This is a genomic window from Acinetobacter sp. ME22, assembly GCF_022012315.1.
Taxonomy (GTDB): Bacteria; Pseudomonadota; Gammaproteobacteria; order Pseudomonadales; family Moraxellaceae; genus Acinetobacter; species Acinetobacter brisouii_A.
In genome coordinates this window covers 141,273-161,397 of the sequence record NZ_JAKLTL010000005.1, presented here as the reverse complement: position 1 = coordinate 161,397, position 20,125 = coordinate 141,273, and the positions used below count along the sequence as shown (strand labels likewise).

At 45.3% G+C, this 20,125-nt stretch carries 20 protein-coding genes; 10 read left to right on the top strand and 10 right to left on the bottom strand.

From position 1 onward, the window contains the following. The first annotated feature begins 52 nt into the window (after window positions 1–52). The 9 genes from LVY74_RS09150 (at window position 53) to blaOXA (ending at window position 9,404) form a co-directional block, all read left to right on the top strand. Window positions 53–1,276 (top strand): magnesium transporter CorA family protein, encoded by a 1,224-nt coding sequence (locus LVY74_RS09150; RefSeq protein WP_237814818.1) that lies wholly within the window; start codon window positions 53–55, stop codon window positions 1,274–1,276. Between the two features lie 113 nt (window positions 1,277–1,389). After that, a complete protein-coding gene (locus LVY74_RS09145) occupies window positions 1,390–2,151 on the top strand; it encodes a LamB/YcsF family protein (protein WP_237814817.1) in 762 nt (253 codons plus the stop codon). A 1-nt stretch (window position 2,152) separates the two neighbouring features. After that, the gene (locus LVY74_RS09140; RefSeq protein ID WP_237814816.1) at window positions 2,153–3,727 is read left to right on the top strand and encodes a 5-oxoprolinase/urea amidolyase family protein; all 1,575 of its coding nucleotides are present in this window, start codon (window positions 2,153–2,155) and stop codon (window positions 3,725–3,727) included. A 20-nt stretch (window positions 3,728–3,747) separates the two neighbouring features. Further along, window positions 3,748–5,472 carry an acetyl/propionyl/methylcrotonyl-CoA carboxylase subunit alpha gene (locus tag LVY74_RS09135; RefSeq protein WP_237814815.1) on the top strand — a complete coding sequence of 575 codons (1,725 nt, stop codon included), beginning with the start codon at window positions 3,748–3,750 and terminating at the stop codon, window positions 5,470–5,472. 182 nt (window positions 5,473–5,654) lie between these two features. Then, the gene (locus LVY74_RS09130) at window positions 5,655–6,500 is read left to right on the top strand and encodes a Cof-type HAD-IIB family hydrolase (RefSeq protein ID WP_237814814.1); all 846 of its coding nucleotides are present in this window, start codon (window positions 5,655–5,657) and stop codon (window positions 6,498–6,500) included. 107 nt (window positions 6,501–6,607) lie between these two features. Beyond that, window positions 6,608–7,438: an AraC family transcriptional regulator gene (locus tag LVY74_RS09125; RefSeq protein WP_237814877.1), complete on the top strand. Its 831-nt coding sequence runs from the start codon at window positions 6,608–6,610 to the stop codon at window positions 7,436–7,438. Between the two features lie 70 nt (window positions 7,439–7,508). Further along, on the top strand, window positions 7,509–8,201 hold the full coding sequence (locus LVY74_RS09120; protein WP_237814813.1) for an AzlC family ABC transporter permease: 693 nt from the start codon (window positions 7,509–7,511) through the stop codon (window positions 8,199–8,201). Beyond that, entirely contained in the window at window positions 8,198–8,512 is a 315-nt protein-coding gene (locus tag LVY74_RS09115; protein WP_237814812.1) for an AzlD domain-containing protein, read from the top strand. Before LVY74_RS09120 ends, LVY74_RS09115 begins: the two co-directional genes overlap by 4 nt. Window positions 8,513–8,594: 82 nt before the next feature. Continuing rightward, window positions 8,595–9,404 carry a class D beta-lactamase gene (gene blaOXA, locus LVY74_RS09110; protein ID WP_237814811.1) on the top strand — a complete coding sequence of 270 codons (810 nt, stop codon included), beginning with the start codon at window positions 8,595–8,597 and terminating at the stop codon, window positions 9,402–9,404. A 94-nt stretch (window positions 9,405–9,498) separates the two neighbouring features. On the opposite strand, the gene LVY74_RS09105 is transcribed toward blaOXA, so the two are convergent. From LVY74_RS09105 to LVY74_RS09075, 7 genes are all read right to left on the bottom strand, one after another. Then, a complete protein-coding gene (locus LVY74_RS09105; RefSeq protein ID WP_151708505.1) occupies window positions 9,499–9,723 on the bottom strand; it encodes a YdcH family protein in 225 nt (74 codons plus the stop codon). Between the two features lie 192 nt (window positions 9,724–9,915). Next, window positions 9,916–10,251 (bottom strand): chaperone modulator CbpM, encoded by a 336-nt coding sequence (locus LVY74_RS09100; protein ID WP_237814810.1) that lies wholly within the window; start codon window positions 10,249–10,251, stop codon window positions 9,916–9,918. A gap of 11 nt (window positions 10,252–10,262) precedes the next feature. After that, the gene (locus LVY74_RS09095) at window positions 10,263–11,192 is read right to left on the bottom strand and encodes a DnaJ C-terminal domain-containing protein (protein WP_237814809.1); all 930 of its coding nucleotides are present in this window, start codon (window positions 11,190–11,192) and stop codon (window positions 10,263–10,265) included. A 205-nt stretch (window positions 11,193–11,397) separates the two neighbouring features. Continuing rightward, a complete protein-coding gene (locus tag LVY74_RS09090) occupies window positions 11,398–12,264 on the bottom strand; it encodes an aldose 1-epimerase (RefSeq protein ID WP_237814808.1) in 867 nt (288 codons plus the stop codon). Window position 12,265: 1 nt separating this feature from the next. After that, a complete protein-coding gene (locus LVY74_RS09085) occupies window positions 12,266–13,141 on the bottom strand; it encodes an SMP-30/gluconolactonase/LRE family protein (RefSeq protein WP_237814807.1) in 876 nt (291 codons plus the stop codon). A gap of 2 nt (window positions 13,142–13,143) precedes the next feature. Beyond that, a complete protein-coding gene (locus LVY74_RS09080) occupies window positions 13,144–13,956 on the bottom strand; it encodes an NAD-dependent epimerase/dehydratase family protein (protein WP_237814806.1) in 813 nt (270 codons plus the stop codon). Between the two features lie 9 nt (window positions 13,957–13,965). After that, a complete protein-coding gene (locus LVY74_RS09075; RefSeq protein WP_237814805.1) occupies window positions 13,966–15,282 on the bottom strand; it encodes an MFS transporter in 1,317 nt (438 codons plus the stop codon). A 309-nt stretch (window positions 15,283–15,591) separates the two neighbouring features. Here LVY74_RS09075 and LVY74_RS09070 point away from each other — a divergent pair, with 309 nt between their 5' ends. Further along, on the top strand, window positions 15,592–16,551 hold the full coding sequence (locus tag LVY74_RS09070; RefSeq protein ID WP_237814804.1) for an NAD(P)-dependent oxidoreductase: 960 nt from the start codon (window positions 15,592–15,594) through the stop codon (window positions 16,549–16,551). A gap of 3 nt (window positions 16,552–16,554) precedes the next feature. Here the strand turns inward: LVY74_RS09070 and LVY74_RS09065 are convergent, their stop codons facing one another. The 3 genes from LVY74_RS09065 to kdgD form a co-directional block, all read right to left on the bottom strand. Next, a complete protein-coding gene (locus LVY74_RS09065) occupies window positions 16,555–17,268 on the bottom strand; it encodes a FadR/GntR family transcriptional regulator (RefSeq protein ID WP_237814803.1) in 714 nt (237 codons plus the stop codon). 74 nt (window positions 17,269–17,342) lie between these two features. Further along, the gene (locus LVY74_RS09060; protein ID WP_237814802.1) at window positions 17,343–18,929 is read right to left on the bottom strand and encodes an aldehyde dehydrogenase (NADP(+)); all 1,587 of its coding nucleotides are present in this window, start codon (window positions 18,927–18,929) and stop codon (window positions 17,343–17,345) included. Window positions 18,930–18,945: 16 nt separating this feature from the next. Then, on the bottom strand, window positions 18,946–19,857 hold the full coding sequence (kdgD, locus tag LVY74_RS09055; RefSeq protein ID WP_237814801.1) for a 5-dehydro-4-deoxyglucarate dehydratase: 912 nt from the start codon (window positions 19,855–19,857) through the stop codon (window positions 18,946–18,948). Window positions 19,858–20,125 lie beyond the last annotated feature (268 nt).

Sequence of the window (20,125 nt, the reverse complement as noted above, 5' to 3'; positions counted from 1 at the left end):
GGCTTTTTTTATGTCATGATGCAAGCTTGATGATGTTTTTAAATACAAATCTATGCAAATTTATTACTTCTACCGCCATCCCGATGAAAATTATGCCTTTATTAGCCAAGAACAATCTGAGTTCTATGTGCTTGATTTTGTTTGGGTGGATTGTCTAAGGCAAGATGTGGTGGGCAAAGCAGATGAATGGCAGGATCAATTGCATGCTTTGGCACATATGTCGCTTAATGAATTTCATGTGCAGGATGTATTGAACATTGAACATCCTTGTGCTTTTGATGCGATGGAAGATTATGATTTTTTGATTTTCCGTAAATTGATCAGCCCTGAAGATCAAATTAATTTGACTGAAAAAAGTCTTGAAAAACATAGTAGTGATTTTGGTTTAGTCACCACCCCAGTTGCTTTCTGTATGAGTGCCAGATCATTGGTGACAGTCCGTGAAAAGGGCAATAAAGCGATTGAAAGTTATATTGAGCGTTTGCATGGTTTTATGCATAAACCTCCCGAAGAACAAAACCGCTTGCGTAAGTTGCCCAACACACCATTAAATCTGTCACTGCGTATTCTGAACAGCATGATTGATGACTATTTGGAGTTAAGAACACCGTTGACTCGCCGCGTGGAATATTGGCAGCGTGAACTGTTACAAGGGCGACATAATTTTAAACAATGGCATCGTTTATTGCAGGAAAATACTGCATTTCAGCAGGTAGAAAATTTATGCGAAGAACAAATTGAAACCTTGCAGGAGCTCAGAGATGAAATTGTTGAAAACTATCATCATTTGGTCGGAGAGCAGCACCGCGAAGCATTAGATATCATGTTGGTGCGGGTCAATGATTTGGTCAGCCATATTGAGCGAATCCAAAAATATACCGCACGTTCGCGCAGTTCTATTCAGGCAGCGATTGATCTGCATTTTTCTGCTATTTCCAATCAGACCAATGAAAATATGCGGATTTTAGCCATTATCACCGCAGTTTTTGCACCATTAACGCTGCTCACGGGGGTTTATGGAATGAATTTTGAATTTATTCCCGGACTTAAATCTCCAGTCGGTTTTTGGGTGATGTTGATTGTGATGCTGTTTTGTACGGCATTGCTGGTGGTGTATTTTTATCGCCGTCATTTACTGGGGCGTGGTGAGAAGAGTGTGATTGATATGTTGGCACAGCAGCATCACCATCGTGCCATTAACCTGTTCTGGTTTTTAGACTATGAACCGATTAAACAGACTTTGAAAGAAGTTGAGAAAATTACCAAATTTAAATAAGCCATTGATGGCTAAATTTATCGTGTGCTGAGTTGATAGGGAATAATCACGATGACTTAGGTTTCTTTTGAGTACTATTTTCATGATGTAAAACATGTTAGAGGGAGTACCGCATGCAGATCGATTTAAATAGTGATTTGGGTGAAAGCTATGGCGCGTGGCAGATGGGGAATGACTTACTGATTTTAGCTGTAGTGAGTAGTGCCAATATTGCTTGTGGTTTTCATGCGGGAGATCCTGCGGGCATATTTAAAACCTTAAAACAGGTGGCTGCCTGTGGGGTGAATGTCGGTGCACATGTGTCGTATCCAGACCTTGTTGGTTTTGGGCGCCGTAATATGGATGTGTCCTATGATGAGCTACTCGCCGATGTCATGTATCAGATTTCCGCACTGCAAGGGTTGGCCAAAGCCGCAGGCACACAAGTGACCTATGTCAAACCACATGGTGCACTGTATAACACCGTTGCAGACAATTTACAGCAAGCGAAGGCGGTGATAGATGCGATGCAATTGCTTGATCCGAAATTAATTTTAGTTGGATTGGCAGGTTCAGCACTGATTGAATTTGCTCAACAGCAAGGTGTGAAAGTCATTGCGGAAGCTTTTGCTGACCGAGCCTACAATACCGATGGATCATTGGTTTCTCGACGTTTGGCAGGTGCAGTTTTACATGATGTTGACGAGATTGCAGCACGTGTGGTTAGCCTGATTCAAAAAGGTGGAGTGACTTCAATCGATGGTCAATTTACCCCGATTCAGGCGCAAAGCATTTGTCTGCATGGCGATACGCAGGGCGCAGTTGAAATGGCCCAAGCCATTCGTCAGCGTTTAGAGCAGGCAGGGATTCAGATTCGGGCATTTTCAGGAGATTAACATGCGTTTTTTATCGGTCAATCTGGATAGCTTTTTAATTGAACTCAATAGCCTCGAAGAAACTCTTGCACTGTATCGGCAGCTACAACAGCTTGGACATCCTGATATTCGTGAAATGATTCCTGCGGCACAGACCATTCTGGTGTATTTCGATCGCTGGAAAACTCAAGCCAAAGTTTTGAAAGATTGGATTGCTCAGCAGCCTGTACACGATCAGGCACTGGAGGTTGGTCGTGAGCGGGTGATTGATGTCTGCTATGACGGAGAAGATTTAGCCCCTTTGGCTGATCAATTGGGGTGGTCAGTGACCGAGTTGATTCAGCGACATACTCAAAGTCATTGGCAAGTGGCATTTATTGGTTTTGCACCGGGCTTTGCGTATCTGGTCAGCCCTGAGCAGCAGTTTCAAAATATTCCACGACTCAGTTCCCCGCGCAAAAAAGTGCCTGCGGGTTCGGTGGCGCTTGCCAATGATTACACGGGAATTTATCCCAAAGACAGCCCAGGGGGCTGGCAGTTGATCGGGCGAACCACAAGTCGAATGTGGGATGAATTACGTGATCCTCCTGCATTGCTGTTGCCGAGTGATCGCGTGGTATTTCGTGATGTGACCCGACAGCCGACACACGTGTTTCTGAATGAAAACATTGCCCCAAAAACTGTTCAGACTCATCAGGTCAGCGCTGAAAATGCAGTTCTCAAAGTTCTGAAAGTCGGTTTGCAAACCCTGATTCAAGATCAAGGGCGCGACCAAGTCGCCAAGCTCGGTGTCGGACAGGCAGGAGCTATGGATCAAACCGCTTTAGCCTCTGCCAATGCTTTAGTCGGAAATGCGAAAACGGCTGCTGCCTTGGAAATTTTAAATGGTGGCTTTTCTGCGGAGGTGTTACAGCCGACTGTGATTGCGGTGACAGGGGGCGTGGGTTCGCTGTGGGTGACCTATCCTGATCAGAGTCGTGTCGATGTCGGTTGTTATCGTGCTATTGCTTTAGATGCTGGTGATCGGATTGAGATTGCAGCACCAGAGGTGGGGCTACGTCAATATTTGGCACTACGGGGTGGTATTGCCGCACCGCTAATTTTGGGAAGTCGAAGTTATGACTCGCTTGCAGAACTGGGCAGCCCGCCTGTACAGGTAGGTGAATTACTGGCGCAGGCTGATGCTGAAACAACGGCGGTACAGGTTGAACCATTTTCAATACCGACTTTGCCTCGAGTGGGTGACACTGTACAGCTCGATATTGTGTTGGGGCCGCGTACAGATTGGTTTAGTTCAGAAAGTGTAGATTTATTACTTAAACAGACTTGGCAGGTGAGTGCTGACAGCAATCGGGTTGGGCTGCGGTTACAGGGGCAACAGGCGTTGCAGCGCAGTCAAATGCGGGAGTTGCCGAGTGAAGGCACATGCACGGGCGCACTCCAAGTGCCGCCGAATGGGCAACCTGTACTGTTTATGAATGATCATCCCCTGACAGGCGGTTACCCCGTGATTGCAGCCGTTGCACCCCATCATTTGTCGTTGGTTGCACAAATTCCTGCGGGCTGCCAGATCCAGTTTCGCCAGATTTCCGAATAGATAAAGATTGAGAAAAAAGAATGACACAGCAGCATAAAATTTTAATTGCCAACCGTGGAGAGATTGCGGTGCGGATCATTCAGGCCTGCCGCGATTTAGACATCACCTCAGTCGCGTTATATGCCGATGATGATATTGACAGCCTACATGTGCAATTGGCCGATGAAGCATGGGCACTCTCAGGGCAAACCGCTAAAGATACCTATTTAAATATCGACAAGATTTTAGCGATTGCCAAGCAGTCACAGGCCACCATGCTGCATCCAGGGTATGGTTTTTTATCGGAACGTGCTGACTTTGCACAGGCTGTACAAAATGCAGGATTGATCTGGATTGGCCCATCGCCTGCCAGTATCGAACAACTGGGCGATAAAATTTCGGCGCGTAAACTGGCACAAGCCGTGGGCGCACCTTTGGTACAGGGAACCGATGAGCCTTTGCAACAGGCACAGCAAGCTGTGGATTTTGCCAAACAGTATGGTTTGCCGATAGCGATTAAAGCTGCATACGGTGGTGGTGGTCGTGGCTTAAAAGTGGCATGGTCACTCGATGAAGTCGCAGAATTATATGAGTCAGCCGTGCGTGAAGCTACTGCGGCCTTTGGTCGGGGTGAATGTTTTGTCGAGCAGTATCTTGATCAGCCACGCCATGTTGAAGCGCAGGTGATTGCCGATCAGCATGGGCATGTGGTGGTGGTGGGAACACGGGATTGTTCGTTGCAGCGCCGTAATCAGAAATTGGTCGAAGAAGCGCCTGCACCATTTTTAACAGCAGAAATTCAGCAGCAAATTTTAAGCTCGGCGCAAGCCATTTGCCGTGCAGCGGGTTATGTGGGTGCGGGAACTGTAGAATATCTGTTGAGTCGTGATGGCAAGTTGTCCTTTTTGGAAGTGAATACCCGTTTGCAGGTTGAGCATCCTGTCACGGAGCAAACCGCAGGTTTGGACTTGGTGGCTGAGCAAATTGCGATTGCGTTGGGACAACCCTTGTCGATTCAGCAAACGCCTGTCGCACAAGGGCACAGTATTGAGTTTCGTATCAATGCCGAAGACCCAGCACGAGGGTTCATTCCCGCGTTTGGGACACTCACCGCATTTCAACCGCCTTCGGGTATCGGAGTGCGTTTAGATACGGGTGTGCGTTCAGGTAGTCTGGTGTCGAGCCATTTTGACTCACTCATGGCAAAACTGATTGTGACAGGGGCAACCCGTGAGATTGCCATCCAGCGGGCAAAACGCGCCTTGAAATCTTTTCAGATTGAAGGTGTGGCATCGGTGTTGCCATTTCATCGGGCTGTGTTGGAACATGCTGATTTTACCGAGGACTTCAAGGTACATACCCGTTGGATTGAGCAGGATTTACAACATGATTTTGCGGTTGCACCACGTAGCCAGTACAGTCATCAAAATGTTTTGCAGCGTTATCCGATTGAGATTGATGGCAAGCTGCATCAAGTTGGTTTGCCCGCAGCATTGCTCGGGGCAATGCAAATGAGTCAGCCCGTTGAACACGTGATGACAGCCCCAAAACATCAGCCACAGCAGTTACTTGCACCGATCAATGGGGTGATCAGTTCGTGGAAAGTCGCTGAACAGGATCAGGTTCAAGAGGGTGATGTGGTCGGGGTGATGGAAGCCATGAAAATGGAAGTGCCGATACTCGCACACAGCAGTGGGTGTATTCAGCAACTGGCAGAGACAGGGCAAACCTTGCATGCCGATCAACCGATTGCGGAAATTGTGTAGTAAAATTAACAAATAAAAGCATCTATAAGTCATTTTTTACGAGTTATAGATGCTTTTATAACAAAAAACTAAAAATACTCGCCTTTAGTCTAAAAAAATTCACAAAAGCGCAATCTTTTATGTGCATAATGAATTAAAACCGAAATGAATAAATCTCCCAACACACAAAAGATGAGGTGTAAATGACAGTTAAAATGATTGCAGTTGATATGGATGGAACTTTTCTGAATGAAGAAAAACAATATAACAAAGCACGCTTTTTAAAACAGTATCAACAACTTCAACAACGCGGTATTCATTTTGTGGTCGCCAGTGGCAATCAACTCTCCACACTCAAAAATTACTTCCCTGAAATTGCTCACCAGATTGCTTTCGTCTCAGAAAATGGTGCTTATGTGACAGATGCTGAACAGGAAGTATCGTTTGCCCATTTTTCGCATGACTTGGTCGATGAAATGCGTACGCAAATTTCAGAGCGTTATGCCAGTGCACTGATTTTATGTGGTAAGCAAGGCGCGTATATTGGTCAGGCTGTTCCAGAACAGAATTTAGAAAAGCTGAATAAATACTTTAAGTCACTACAACGGGTTGATGATTTGGCTCAAGTCCAAGATCAGATTTGTAAAGTCACGTTGAATACCAGTGATTATAATTTTGATGTTCTCTATCAAGATCTTGAACAGCTCAATTGTATTGCCAATGGCTCAGTCAAAATGGTGTCTAGTGGTTTTGGCTTTATTGATCTGATCGTACCGAATCGTCACAAGGCACACGGTTTGCAGTTATTGCAACAACGCTGGAAAATCTCAAATGATCAAGTCTTGGCGATTGGTGATAACTACAACGACCTTGAAATGGTGAAACAGTCAGGTTATGGCTTTGCTGTTGCCAATGCGGTTGATGAGTTAAAACAGATTGCCGATTTTGTCACAGCAAAAGATAACCAGCATGAGGCAGTTCTAGATGTGATTGATTTGGTCTTAATGCGACATGCTCCATTTGAGTGTCAGCATAAGAAAAGTGCTTAAGAACAGTATTTTTTCTCTGCCTCAAATCTTAAAACAGCAATTTTCTTCTATACAATTCGTTTCCAAGTTGGCATGGTAAAGCTTCACTCTGTGGCTAGTCATACATGCTGATGCAGGAACGCACCCATTACTTTCACTTCAATGAGCTGGGCGGGCTGGAAATGCTCAAAGCCCAAGACCTGACTTTAGAATTTTCTCGGCATGTGCATGAGGGATTTTGCATTGGTGTGATTGATGATGGCGCACAGCGTTTCTTTCGCAGTGGTGCCAATCATGTTGCACCGCGTGGCGATATTATTCTGGTCAATGCCGATGAAGTGCATACAGGATCTTCTGCTTTGGACTCAGCTTGGAGCTATCGGGCGATTTACCCAACCCCTGAAATGTTTCAGGAACTCACTCAAGATTTAACCATGTATCAGGGCAGTGTGCCGTGGTTTTCGCAAGCCGTGATTCATGATGTTGGTTTATCTCAGCAATTGCGCTTTTTATTCAATGTCCTAGAACAACCTGAAAAGCATAGTTTATTTAAAGAAACCCTGTATTTATCGACCTTGGCGTGTCTGGTCAGTCGCTATGGGCAAAGCCGTAGCAATCAGATGGCATTGTCGGATCATCCTTGTGGGGTGGCGCGAGTGCAACATCTCATGGCAGATCAGCCTGAGCAGGATTATAGCTTGCAGGAATTGGCGCAGGCAGCAGGTTTGAGCCAGTGGCATTTTCTGCGTCAGTTTAAAAAATATGTGGGGATGACCCCGCATTTGTGGTTGGTGCAGCATCGTATTTTAAAAGCCAAACGCTTATTACGCGCAGGCGAACCTTTGGTGAACATCGCCATGCAATGTGGCTTTGCCGATCAAAGTCATTTTACCCGTCATTTCAAAAAAGCCTTGGGCGTCACGCCGCAAAACTATCGACAACAGCTGATTTTGAACTGAGCAATTTTGTTCAAGCCAGCGGCATCTTCGCTTCGCATAATCAGGCTTCATTGGGTTTTGGGGCGCAGATATGCCATCTTCAACATTTCCGACACTGACAACAGCAGCAGAAATTCGAGCAGGGATTTTTAAGGTTTTTCCGTTGTGTATTGCGGTGATTCCTTGGGGAATTTTGGCAGGTTCAATGGCGATTCATGCAGGTCTACCGCCTGTACAAGCTATGCTGATGTCGGTGGTGATTTTTGCAGGAGCAGCACAGTTACTCAGTCTGAGTTTATTGGGTGTTGGCGCAAGCGCACTGACCATTGTGATTTCAGTATTTTTTATGACGGCACAGCATTATTTGTATGCGTTGACGTTACGTCCGCATGTTGAGCAGAAACAATCCAAAATCCGTTTGCTGATCGGTTTTTTACTCACCGATGAACTGTTTGCTGCTTGCGCAGGGCGGCAGCGATTGTCCACGCCGTTTATGCTGGCAGCAGGTTTGATGTTTTATTTAGCTTGGAATCTGTCCAGTTTGGCAGGTGTGGTTTTAGCAGCTTCAGTGCCCAATTTGGCCGCTTATCATCTGGATTTTTCGATTGTGGCAACCTTTATTGCCATTGTGGTGCCTTTTGTGCGGAGTTCACCTGCATTGGTGGGTGTCGCCGTGAGCGTGTTGTTGGCGGTCATTTTCCATGCACTGCATTGGCAAAGTGGTACGGTCATCGCAGGTATATCGGGCATGTTGGCAGCCAGTCTTTGGGAGTCGCGCACATGACTTGGGGATTACTATTGATCTTGGCGGCTGTGGTGTTTTGCAATCGTTATTTGTTGCTTGAGCCTCGTTTGCCTTTGCGCTTCCCAGATCGCTTAAAGCGCAGTTTAAATTATTCCGCGCCGTGTTTACTGTCTGCTGTCGCAGCGCCGATTGTGTTTGAGCAGAGTCAAGCATTGAGCCTGAATGCATGGAATCAGCCTTATTTGTGGGGAGCAGTTGCCTGTATTGCTTTAGCGTATCGGCTGAAAAATACCTTATTGGTGATTGTGCTGAGTCTGTTGATTTTTTATGCATTGGTTTACATTCAATAAACCCTTAAATTTTATCTTTTGGTAAACTATTGAGCATGTACTTGAAGTGCATACTCTCCTGAACAAAATAGACCTCAAGATCATGAAAACACAATTTCTCTGCTGTATTTTGGCAGCAACAGCAGTCAGTGCCTGTCAAACTCAGTCCTCAGTAACGGCTGTACAGCAGCAACAGGTTCGTCAGACCATTCAGCAGCAATTTAACCATGCCCAAACGACAGGGGTTTTTGTCAGTTACAACGGCAAGCAGTTTCAGCATTATGGCAATGACCTTAGCCGTGCCAAGACTCAGTATGTGCCCGCATCGACCTTTAAAATGCTCAACGCCGTGATTGGTTTAGATCAGCATAAAGCTACCACGACAGAAGTATTTAAATGGGATGGGCAAAAACGCAGCTATACGATGTGGGAAAAGGACATGACCTTGGCAGAAGGCATGAAACTGTCGGCTGTGCCTGTGTATCAGGAATTGGCACGCCGAATTGGTTTGCCTTTAATGGCAGAACAAGTCAAAAAAGCACAGTTCGGGAATGCCGAGATTGGACAACAGGTCGATAACTTCTGGCTGGTTGGCCCACTCAAAATTACCCCTGAACAAGAAGCGGAGTTTGCTTACCGTCTCGCGACCAAACAACTGCCGTTTTCTCAGCAGGCACAGCAAGATGTACATGAGATGTTGCTGGTTGAAACAGTGAATGGCAGCAAAGTTTATGCAAAAACAGGCTGGGGTATGGATGTACAACCACAAGTCGGTTGGTACACAGGTTGGGTCGAGCAGCCGAATGGTAAAATCACTGCATTTTCATTGAACCTCGAAATGAAACCGAAAATGTCAGGAGCCGTCAGAACTCAAATTGCTCAGGTTGCTTTACAGCAATTGGGCTTAATTTAGTTTGCTTGTGCTGAATGTTTAGTGCATTTTTTTCAATAGCAGCAACATAAAAAAGACGGGAATATAATATCCCGTCTTTTTAGTGTATTCAGTTTTAACTTTCTGCTGTATCAGCACGTTTCAACATATCGTACAATTCTTCTTTCAATTTGAGTTTTTTGCGTTTAAGCACTTCAATGTCATCCAAACCTGAGGTGACAGGGTCTTGCTCTAAGCGAATGATTTCATGGTCAAGCTCATTGTGTGCTTCAAACACTTTAGAAAAATGAGCATCTTCCTGTTTTAGTTGACTAATCAATGCACGATATTCTGGAAACATGGTTGCTCCTCGTGTGAGTTGTTGGTTGTGGCTGCCTTTTGGGCAACGCTATTGTTATATATAACGCGAAGTGGCGTTTCAATTCCTTATAAATATTATGGGATTTTGTTGCGATTGCATAGTGTTTGTGTGAAAAATACACATAAAAAATTATGGAATTTGGGCTATACATGGTGTATAGCCCAGTCTGGTTTATTCAAAATTGGCATGTCGGATTTGTTTGCGTAATTTTTGTACTTCATCAATCAGATCCAACATCATCGCGACAGCTGAAAAAGAGGCATCGAAATCACGCTGTAAACGATAAGCTTGGCGTGCCCGACTGAGATCCTCGCCTAAAAAAATATGCTCTTCAGTGTGGATGGCTCGTGTTGGCAAGATGTCATATTCAAGCAATTGAAGTACCCACTCTGTAGGCTGTCCACAACTGTCTGCAAAATGGATTAAATCAAAGCTCATGTGTTCATCAATAATTTCTGCATCAGGACAGCCGTCACAGAGAATTTCACGATAATGAATAGTCGTCATAATTCAACTCCTTAACCTTCACGCGGATTAAAGTTTGGAAAACTTGCTGCGAATTGTTGATAAGCTTGTTGTTGTTGCTCGGTATGAGCTTGTGGAAATACGATGTTAAGAATGAGGTATAAATGTCCTGCGGTTTTATTGGGAATGCCTTTATCTTTTAAACGTAATTGTTGCCCCTGTTTTGCATTTTTTGGAATGTTGACTTGTAAAGCCCCTGCGGGTGTATTGACCGTAATGCCATGACCGAGTGCTGCTTCCCACGGGCTAATCGGTACAGTGAGATAAACATCGCTGCCTTCAACCCGAATACTGTCTGTATGTTGGTAACGAATCTCAATATATAAATCGCCATTGGCACCGCCACGAATACCGACCTGACCTTGACCTGAAAGCCGAATTTGCTGACCTTCTTTCATGCCTTTTGGAATTTTGACTTCTAAGGTTTTACGCTGAACTTCGGGTTCACCATAGGCATTCATGGTTGGAATTTGCAAAGTAATCTGTTGTGTTGTCCCGTGATACGCCACATCAATCGGTACTTCTATGCTGGCATGCTGATCTTCACCACGATAGGACGACTGCTGACGTTGAGCACCGCCAAAGCCTGAACCAAAACGACCGAACAGATCTTCAAAGCCATGAAAGTCTGAGGCATTGCCTTGACGGTAGAACTGGGCCTCATCAAAACCGCCTTGACCTGCTTGTCCACCAAACCCTGCAAAGCCTTGTGGATGATCGAGCATCTGATCATATTCTGCTTTTTTTTCAGGATTGCTCAGGGTGTCATAGGCAACATTGATGGCCTGCATTTTGGTTTCGGCATCACTTTCCTTGCTGACATCGGGATGGTATTTACGTGCCAGTTTGCGATAGGCTTTTTTAATTTCATCCGCACTCGCTTTGCGGCTGACTCCTAGTTCCTCGTAATAGTTCTTTGACATAGGTTAATCGCTATTTATGGTTATCTTTTCCTCATTATGAAACGATTTTTATAGATTTCAACAGCGATTATGCAGAAGACGAAATGAACTAAAATTCTTTTATCCAGCCTTTGGCTTTCTCTTGCACTGTATTGAAATAGATTTCAATTTTGCTCAGGGAGAAAAAGAAAGAGGGGGGTAAGGAGTGATGAAAAAAGTTGGATGTTTATGACAGAGATTGGTATTGCACACTGACTTGCCAACTCAGTTGCTGGTGCTGCTGCAATAAGCTTAAACCCAGATGGTCTGGGAAATGGTGGGCGTTAATCGGGTGGCTGACAGGTTCAAGGCAGAAAAAGGGTTGTTGGGTCGGGCAATAGAAAATCAGGTGATCAACATCGGGACAGGATAGGCAAAGCTGGTAATCATGATCAGGTTGATGAATGATAGACTGCCCTGACCAACCGGAAAAGGCGTGATCTATCTGTTCATTTGGAAGGGGGGTCAATTTAGAAAAATCCCATGTTTCAGGAATCTGGATTTGTTGTACAGAAAGCCCTTGAGCATCGGACTGCCAGAGCGTTTTGCATGGACTCAAGACTTGTGTTGCGGCCGTTCGTATAAAAAACGGATGCCAACCATAGCCATGCCAAAAAGGACGTGAGTCTAAGTGCTCAACCTCAAACTGAAGCTGTAATTTTCCATTTTCTAATTGAATCCGTTGTCTAGCTCTTAACTCAACAGGCTGCTGGCTATAGCATTCCAAAATGACATGTTGTTTTGAGCTTTCGATCACCTGCCAAACCTCTTGCCATGTTGAACCATGCATGGCAAATGGGCTGTTGGCAGTATTGGCAGGGAGGGGAAACCAACCTGCGGGTGTAGAAATACCCCCTTGATCAATCCGATTTGACCATGGAATCAGGGCAAATGCACCGAGTTGTCGGGCGGTTAGTGCAGAGGTATCCACAGGAAGGGGACGCAAGAAATTCAGCCCATCATGGCGGCGTTGCCAAGATACAATTGCACCGCCAAGTTCAGGTGCAATCGCCAGTTCGGTGTATTTATCTTCCAATCGAATCAGGTTCAGCATGTCAGAAATTCACGGCAGTTTCAGCAAGACCTTGGACACCGACATCTAAAGCGAAGACCGCACCTGAAAGCGCATCTTGCTCGCTGTTTGCGGCATCGGGGCGTAGTGAGGTCACAAACAAGGTGTCTAAATTAGCCCCGCCAAAAATACATTTGGTCGGTTTACTGACAGGAAGCTCAAAACTTTCTAAAAGTTGACCTTGTGGGTCGAAGCGTAAAATTTTTCCTGAATCAATCGCGCAGCACCAGTAACAACCCTCGGCATCGACTGTGGCACCATCGGGGCGGCCGTCGTAAAGTTGCATGTCGACAAACAGCCGTTGCTGGCTGATCGTTGCGGTGTCTGGGTCATAATCAAAGGCCCAGATTTTCTGGACACTTTTATGTGAATCGGATAAATACAGCGTGCGACCATCGGGGCTAAATGCCAAACCATTCGGAGTGCATAATCCGCTGAGTTTGAGGCTGAGACCTTCTGCACTGTAACAATACAGACTGCCAACAGGGCTGCCGTTATTGTCGAGGTGCATACTGCCGACCCAAATCCGTCCTTGTCGGTCACAGGTTCCATCGTTAAAGCGTAAATCGGGATGAGGATGTGACACCTGTAACTGCTGCTGAATCTGGACTTTTGCCTCAGTTGCTAAGCTGATGCGGTTGATTTGATCTTGCTGACAGACCATCCAGTCACCTGAGGCATGCGGCATGATGCAGGCCGCAACCTGTTTGGTTTGCCAGTGGCTTACGCCTTGCGCTGCATGCCAGCGAAAGATTTGCCCTTGCGGAATATCGACCCAATACAGCGCCTGCTCAGCAACCGACCAGACAGGACTTTCACCTGTTTGGTTTTGGCAGTTGGCAACAATACGGTAATTCATACTTATTCACCAAAAGGCCCGAGTTCGGTAAAACCGCCACCTTGATAGGCGGCACCAGGGTCGGCTTGTCCAACGCTATTTTTGAGAATTTGCTCACGATAGACTTCGACTGTATCGACAGGTTGATAACCCAAATGGGCTGCCAAGCGGTTGTCCCACCAAGTATCTGGATTATTGGAAGCCCCAAAAATAACGGTATGACCTACATTTGGCGTGGTCAGCCCTTTATAAATGATCTGTTCTAAATCGTTGTAACTGAGCCATGTCGAGAGCATGCGAATATTATTTGGTTCAGGAAATGCTGAACCAATACGGATGCTGACAGTTTCAATGCCATAGCGGTCATAGTAAAACGTCGCCAGATCTTCACCGTAAGATTTGGACAAACCATAATAACCATCGGGTTTGCGTGCACAATTCGCATCGAGCATTTCCCCACGGCGATGAAAGCCAATCACATGATTAGAACTGGCAAAAATCACACGGCGAATGCCATGAACTCGGGCTGCTTCGTAGATATGATACGTTCCACAAATATTGGCTGCTAAGATATTTTCAAAAGCCTGCTCGGTAGACACCCCGCCAAAATGCACAATGGCATCGACCCCTTGAGCCAGTTGTTGCACAGCAGTTTTATCCGCCAGATCGCATTGCACAATTTCTTCGTGTGGCTGTGCAGGATAAAGTGGATCAACTTGAATGTCAGATAAACGTAGCACTGTGCTGTACTGGGCAAGGCGCTGACGCAGTTGGCGTCCTAAAGCGCCTGCTGCACCTGTCAGTAAAATTCGTTGGAATACGGGATGAGCAGACATAAGCATTCCTTAGCTTTGTTGATGAGAAACTTCAGTGGAGTGGTGTGCTGGATTTGGGCTGAGTTCTGATTTTTTGAATTGAGTTACGGTCTTCCAGACCAAAATCGCAGCGACGATATCAAAGCAAGCCAAAATCACAAATAACGGCCCATAACCAATTTGTGTCACTAAAATACCAAATAACAGGGTAAAGCTGGCCGCACCCAAATAACCGAACATACCGCCTAAACCTGTTGCAGTTGCCACTTCATTTTTTCTAAATGAGTCTGACGTAATGGCATATAGCGCACCCGATAATGTTTGGTGTGCAAAGCCGCCAACGCAGAGGAGTAAAATAGCAATATAAGGGCTAGCAACCAAGCTGACACAGGCTGGCCCAACCATACACAGTGAGCCAAAGAGCATGACCATTTTGCGTGAGGTCTCCATGGACACCTTACAGTATTTCATGAAAAATGGGCTGAGATATCCACCAAGGACACAGCCTAAATCGGCAGCCAAAAACGGCAGCCACGCAAACATCGCAATTTCTTTAATGTTCATATGGCGTTGCGTCATTAAGTACAATGGAATCCAAGCATTAAAGGTTTGCCAAGCGGGTTCAGTCAGTAAGCGTGCCAGTGCAATACTGTAAATATTGCGGTTTTTGAAAATATTACGCCATGTATTGCCACTTTGTTTTGGGGCATTCGCATCTTGAACATGTTGCTCCTGACCATCGACAATATATTCATGTTCTTCGGCAGAAAGCTTTTTGTGTTTGTTGGGATGTTTATAAAAAATTGTCCAGATCACTGACCAAACAATACCGACTAAGCCCACAATCACAAATGCAAATTCCCAGCCGCCGTGTAACATTGCCCAAACCACGAGGGGTGGTGCAAGCATGGCACCGATACTTGAACCAATGTTCATCCAGCCAATTGCAACAGAACGCTCTTTGGCAGGGAACCATTCAGTTGCAGTTTTGACACCTGCGGGCAAACCTGCGGCTTCGGTAATACCCAGTAAGCCACGGAAAAAAGCCAGACCTTGCCAGTTGCTTGCCCAACCTGCGGCCATACAAGACAGTGACCATGCAAAAGCAAAAATCGCAAAGCCCAGTTTGGTGCCAAGAAAATCAATAATCCAGCCCGCAATCGGCTGCATAAAGGCATAACACAGTTGCCATGCCGATACGATGTAGGCATATTGTTGTGTGGTGACCCCTAAATCAGTCATCATGCTGGCAGCGGAAACGGAGAGGGTGTTACGTGCGAGATAGTTGGTCATTAAGCCAAGCGTCACGAGGCCAATCATCCACCAACGGATTCCTTTGAATTTCATGTTTGATTCCCTTTAAACATTAGTTGTATGTTGTCATACAACATCTTTAGTATATCGAGGAGAATTTTTAGACACAACACTTTAAATTGGATAATTTGAAAATGAGAAGATGATTTTTTATTAAGTTTTTGTTTTTAATTAAAATATATTTTTATATTGTCGTTGTGTAACGATCGGTGTGATTGTTAATGAAATTATGGAATACCTGAATACAAACAATATGTTGAGTAGAATAGAATAATATTTAACGTGTTAATCGAATTGTTGATATATGATATCATACAATTGTTTTGAATCTTGGACATCCCTATGCAGCCTCTAAAAATTACCTTTACAGATAAATATCTGTTTCCTGAACAGCAATTCAAGTTTGCCTTTCCTGTTGAATATACTGAACATCATCAAATGACACAGCAGCAATTAGAAACTTTAGTTCATCATCAAGATGTCTTGATGGTCAGTGAGTTAGAGGTCAATCAGCAGGTGCTTGAACATAATCCAGATTTGAAATTACTGGCGCTGTGTTCAACGGGTTATAACCATGTTGATCTGGAGCTGATGCAACGTCATGGTGTCAAGGTTTGCAATATTCGTGGTCAGGCAACTGATGCCGTCGCAGAGCATGCTTTTATTCTAATGATTAACCTGATTAAAAACTTTCCAGTACAATGTCAGGCGGTAGAACAGGGCAAATGGTCAGGTGAGGCATCATTTTACTTGGCAGCGCCGATGCGTGAACTCAAAGGCAAAACCTTGGCGATTTTGGGCAAAGGGACAATTGGTTCATCACTTGCGGAAAAGGCGCGTGCTTTTGGTATGCAGGTGATTTTTAGTGAACATAAACAGGCGACAACTTGCCGTGAGGGTTATGTGCCATTTCAGCAGGCAATTGCCCAAGCCGATGTGGTGTCTTTGCACTGTGTGCTGAATGCAGAAACTGAGCAAATGATGGATTTGGCTGTATTTGAGCAGATGAAACCGAATGCTATTTTAATCAATGTCGGACGGGGTGGACTGGTGAATAATCAGGATGTTATCACTGCGCTCGAACAAGGTCTGTTGGCAGGTTATGGTGCAGATGTACTGGATCAGGAACCACCACCAGCCGATCATCCTTTATTAAATGTGCAACACCCAAATGTCATGATTACAGCACATATAGCATGGGCAACCGATGAAGCTCAGCAGCGTCTGTTTGATATGTTGCAGGACAATGTGAATCAAAATATGCAGGGAACTGCACAGAACTTGGTGGGTTTTGTTCGGTAAATCTTAGCTCTTAAATTTCTTCAAACTCTTGCCTAAATGCGCGCGCATCATTTGCCGCGCAAGGGCAGCATCCTGATCCAGAATCGCCTTAAAAATATTCAGATGCTCTAAATGCACGTTATTGAGATAGTCCAGACGAGTATCGGGATTGAGCTCAATTGAACGCAGTCGTGCGCGCGGAATGATCTTTTCCCCTAAATATTTCAGAAAATCCACAAAGTATTGATTGCCCGAGGCTTCAGCAATCGCGATATGGAAATGGTAGTCGGCAAGTACCGTACCATCGAGTGCAGAAGAATGAATGTGCTGCTGAAAATCATGCAAGGCACGCTGCATTTTTTCCAAGTGCTGGGGTTGTCGCCGTTCGGCAGCCAGAAATACAGCTTCGGTTTCTAAACTGATGCGCAGTTCGAGTAGCGATAAAATATCATTGAGTGTGGCAAGGCTGGCATTGGACAGTAAAAAAGACTGGGCATCGGGCTGTTCTTTGACAAAGGTGCCAATACCGTGTCGGGTTTCAACAAAACCCAAAGAGCGCAGTTCGGTCACAGCTTCACGAATCACGGAGCGGCTGACATCAAACTGAGTAATCAGTTCCAGTTCGCTGGGAATTTTATCGCCTGTTTTATAGTGACCAGATTGAATCTGCTCAATGAATTGTTCCACAATGGCATGACTGAGTTTGACGGTATTTTTATTTTTTGCGAGATCTGTCATCGGCAATGTCCATCCTCGGTCATTGAAAAAAAGATAGCCAGCTTTTAGCAAAACTGGCTGTCATGTATTGGGGCTTAAAGTGCAGCCGCATTCCACTGACCATTCACCAAACGGACAATGCCAAGCGGGTTATGGTCTTGTAGTGCAGCAGGCAACAAGGCTTGCGGTGTGTTTTGGTAACACACAGGGCGCAGGAAACGCTCAATTGCCGCTGTACCTACAGATGTGCCGCGTGCATCACTGGTTGCAGGGAATGGACCACCATGCACCATTGCATCACTGACTTCTACACCCGTTGGGAAGCCATTAAACAAGACACGTCCTGCTTTGTGACTGAGCAATTGTAGGAGTTCGCCTGCTTCTGCCAAATCGGCATCTTCGGAGATGATGGTTGCTGTCAACTGACCTGCAAGTGCTTGTAAGCCTGCATGTAAAGTCGCAACATCATCCACCGCAATCACAATTGACACTGGGCCAAAGACTTCGTGCTGCAATTTGGCATTGCCTGACAGCAAGACACTTTGCTCTGCTTGAAATAAATGCGCTGTGGCTTGTGAAGCTTGCTCGGCAGCTTGACCTTGTGCAAGGCAGCTGAAACCCGCTTCTTCATTTAATGCTTGTACGCCGTGTTGATAGCTTTTCAATGTTCCTGCATTCAACATGACTTGTGGCGCAGCCGCTTGTGTTGATGCGACTAACTGTTGAATAAAGGTATCAAAGGCTGGGCTTTTTACCCCGACAATCAGACCTGGTTTGGTACAGAACTGACCACAACCGAGAGTAAATGAAGCCACTGTATCTTTAGCAATTTGTTCGCCACGTTGTGCCAAAGCATTCGGTAACACCACCACAGGGTTAATGCTCGACATTTCGGCAAATACAGGAATCGGCTGTGGACGGTTCTGGGCAATATGATACAGCGCCATGCCGCCTTCCAGAGAACCTGTAAAACCGACGGCCTGAATCTGTGGATGTGCCACAAGATCTGCACCGACACGCGCCCCGAAAATCATGTTAAAGGTGCCTGTTGGAAGCTGACACACTTCAATCGCTTTCACAATGGCTTGTGCCACAAGATCAGCCGTTGCCATGTGTCCAGAGTGGGCTTTAAATACCACAGGACAACCCGCAGCCAGTGCAGCAACCGTATCACCGCCAGCAGTGGAGAAAGCCAACGGGAAGTTACTTGCACCAAAGACGGCAACAGGGCCAAGGGCAATTTTGCACTGACGTAAATCGACGCGCGGTAAAGGTTTACGCTCAGGCAATGCCAAGTCGATGCGCGCCCCTAAAAAATCTCCACGACGTAATAGGGTAGCGAATAAACGTAATTGCCCAGTCACGCGACCTGTTTCACCTTGCAGGCGTCCGAGGGGTAAACCTGTTTCAACGACAGCAACGTCTTGTAGTTGGCTACCCAAGGCTTCGATTTGTGTGGCAATTTCTTCTAAAAAAGTAGCACGCTGTTCAGGTGATGTCTGGCTATAGACAGCAAAAGCGCGCTGTGCAGCAGCAACTGCAAGGTTCACTTCATCCAATGTCGCTTGGCAAAATTGATGCCCTGTTGCGGCATAACTGCTGGCATCAATACTGTCCAGAGCAGCAGCATTTGCTGCTACACGTTGCCCATCAATAAATTGTTGCCCTAAAATCTGTAACATGGCTAACCTCGTTAAATTATTGTGGACCTAATTTTTCAATCAGCTCAGCCAACATTTGCATTTCTGTCGCATCCAAATCGCTGAGTGGTGGACGAACTGGACCTGCATCGTGACCGACAATTTTCGCGCCTGCTTTGACAATACTCACGGCATAACCTTGTTTACGGTCACGGATTTTAATGTAAGGCAGGAAGAAATCATCCAGTAAACGGTTAACAGTCGCGTGGTCTTCGCTACGAATTGCATGGAAGAATTCCATCGCAGTTTTTGGAATAAAGTTAAATACGGCCGATGAATAAACTGGCACACCCAACGCTTTATATGGCGCTGCAAAAATTTCAGCGGTTGGTAAACCACCCAAATATGCCAAGCGATCACCCAAAGCATGTGTGACTGAAGTAATCGTGTCGATTTGACCTAAACCATCTTTAAAGCCGACAAGGTTTGGACACATTTCAGTGAGTTTCTGCAATGACTCAACAGACAGTTTAGATACGCTGCGGTTGTAGAAAATCACGCCAAAGTCAACAGAATCACAGACTTGTTTCACATGCTCAATCAAGCCTTCTTGACTTGCTTCAGTCAAATAATGTGGCATGAGCAAAATACCATGTGCACCTAAACGCTGTGCTTCTTGAGCTTGAGCAATTGCTTGACGTGTTGCACCGCCTGCACCTGCAATAATCGGTACTTCACCACGGCAAGTATCGACCGCAGTTTTGATCACTTGGCTGTATTCATCATTGGTCAATGAGAAAAATTCGCCTGTACCGCCTGCAGCAAACAGGGCGCTCGCGCCATAAGGTGCAAGCCATTCTAAGCGCTTGATATAAGATTGCTGGTCAAAGTTACCTTGTGCATCGAAATCGGTGACAGGGAAAGACAATAAACCATCAGAAATAATATTTTTTAACTCCAAAGCATCCATGTGCAGTACTCCGTATTTGTGTCTAGATCAGGGTAGATGTCAGACATCTTATAATATAAATTTTCTTCATCCAAGTGCTTTTTAAATACGGAGCAGAATAAAAATGAAAATATGGATTTAAGTTATTTATAAATAATCATATTTTTTATTTTAATTATTTTTATTTGCGCTGTTGTGTTGATCTGATGACCACGTGAATTTGAGATTTTTGTAAGTCTGATATAAAAATGACTTGCAGAAAAAACGCAAAAAAACATAAGATGTCATA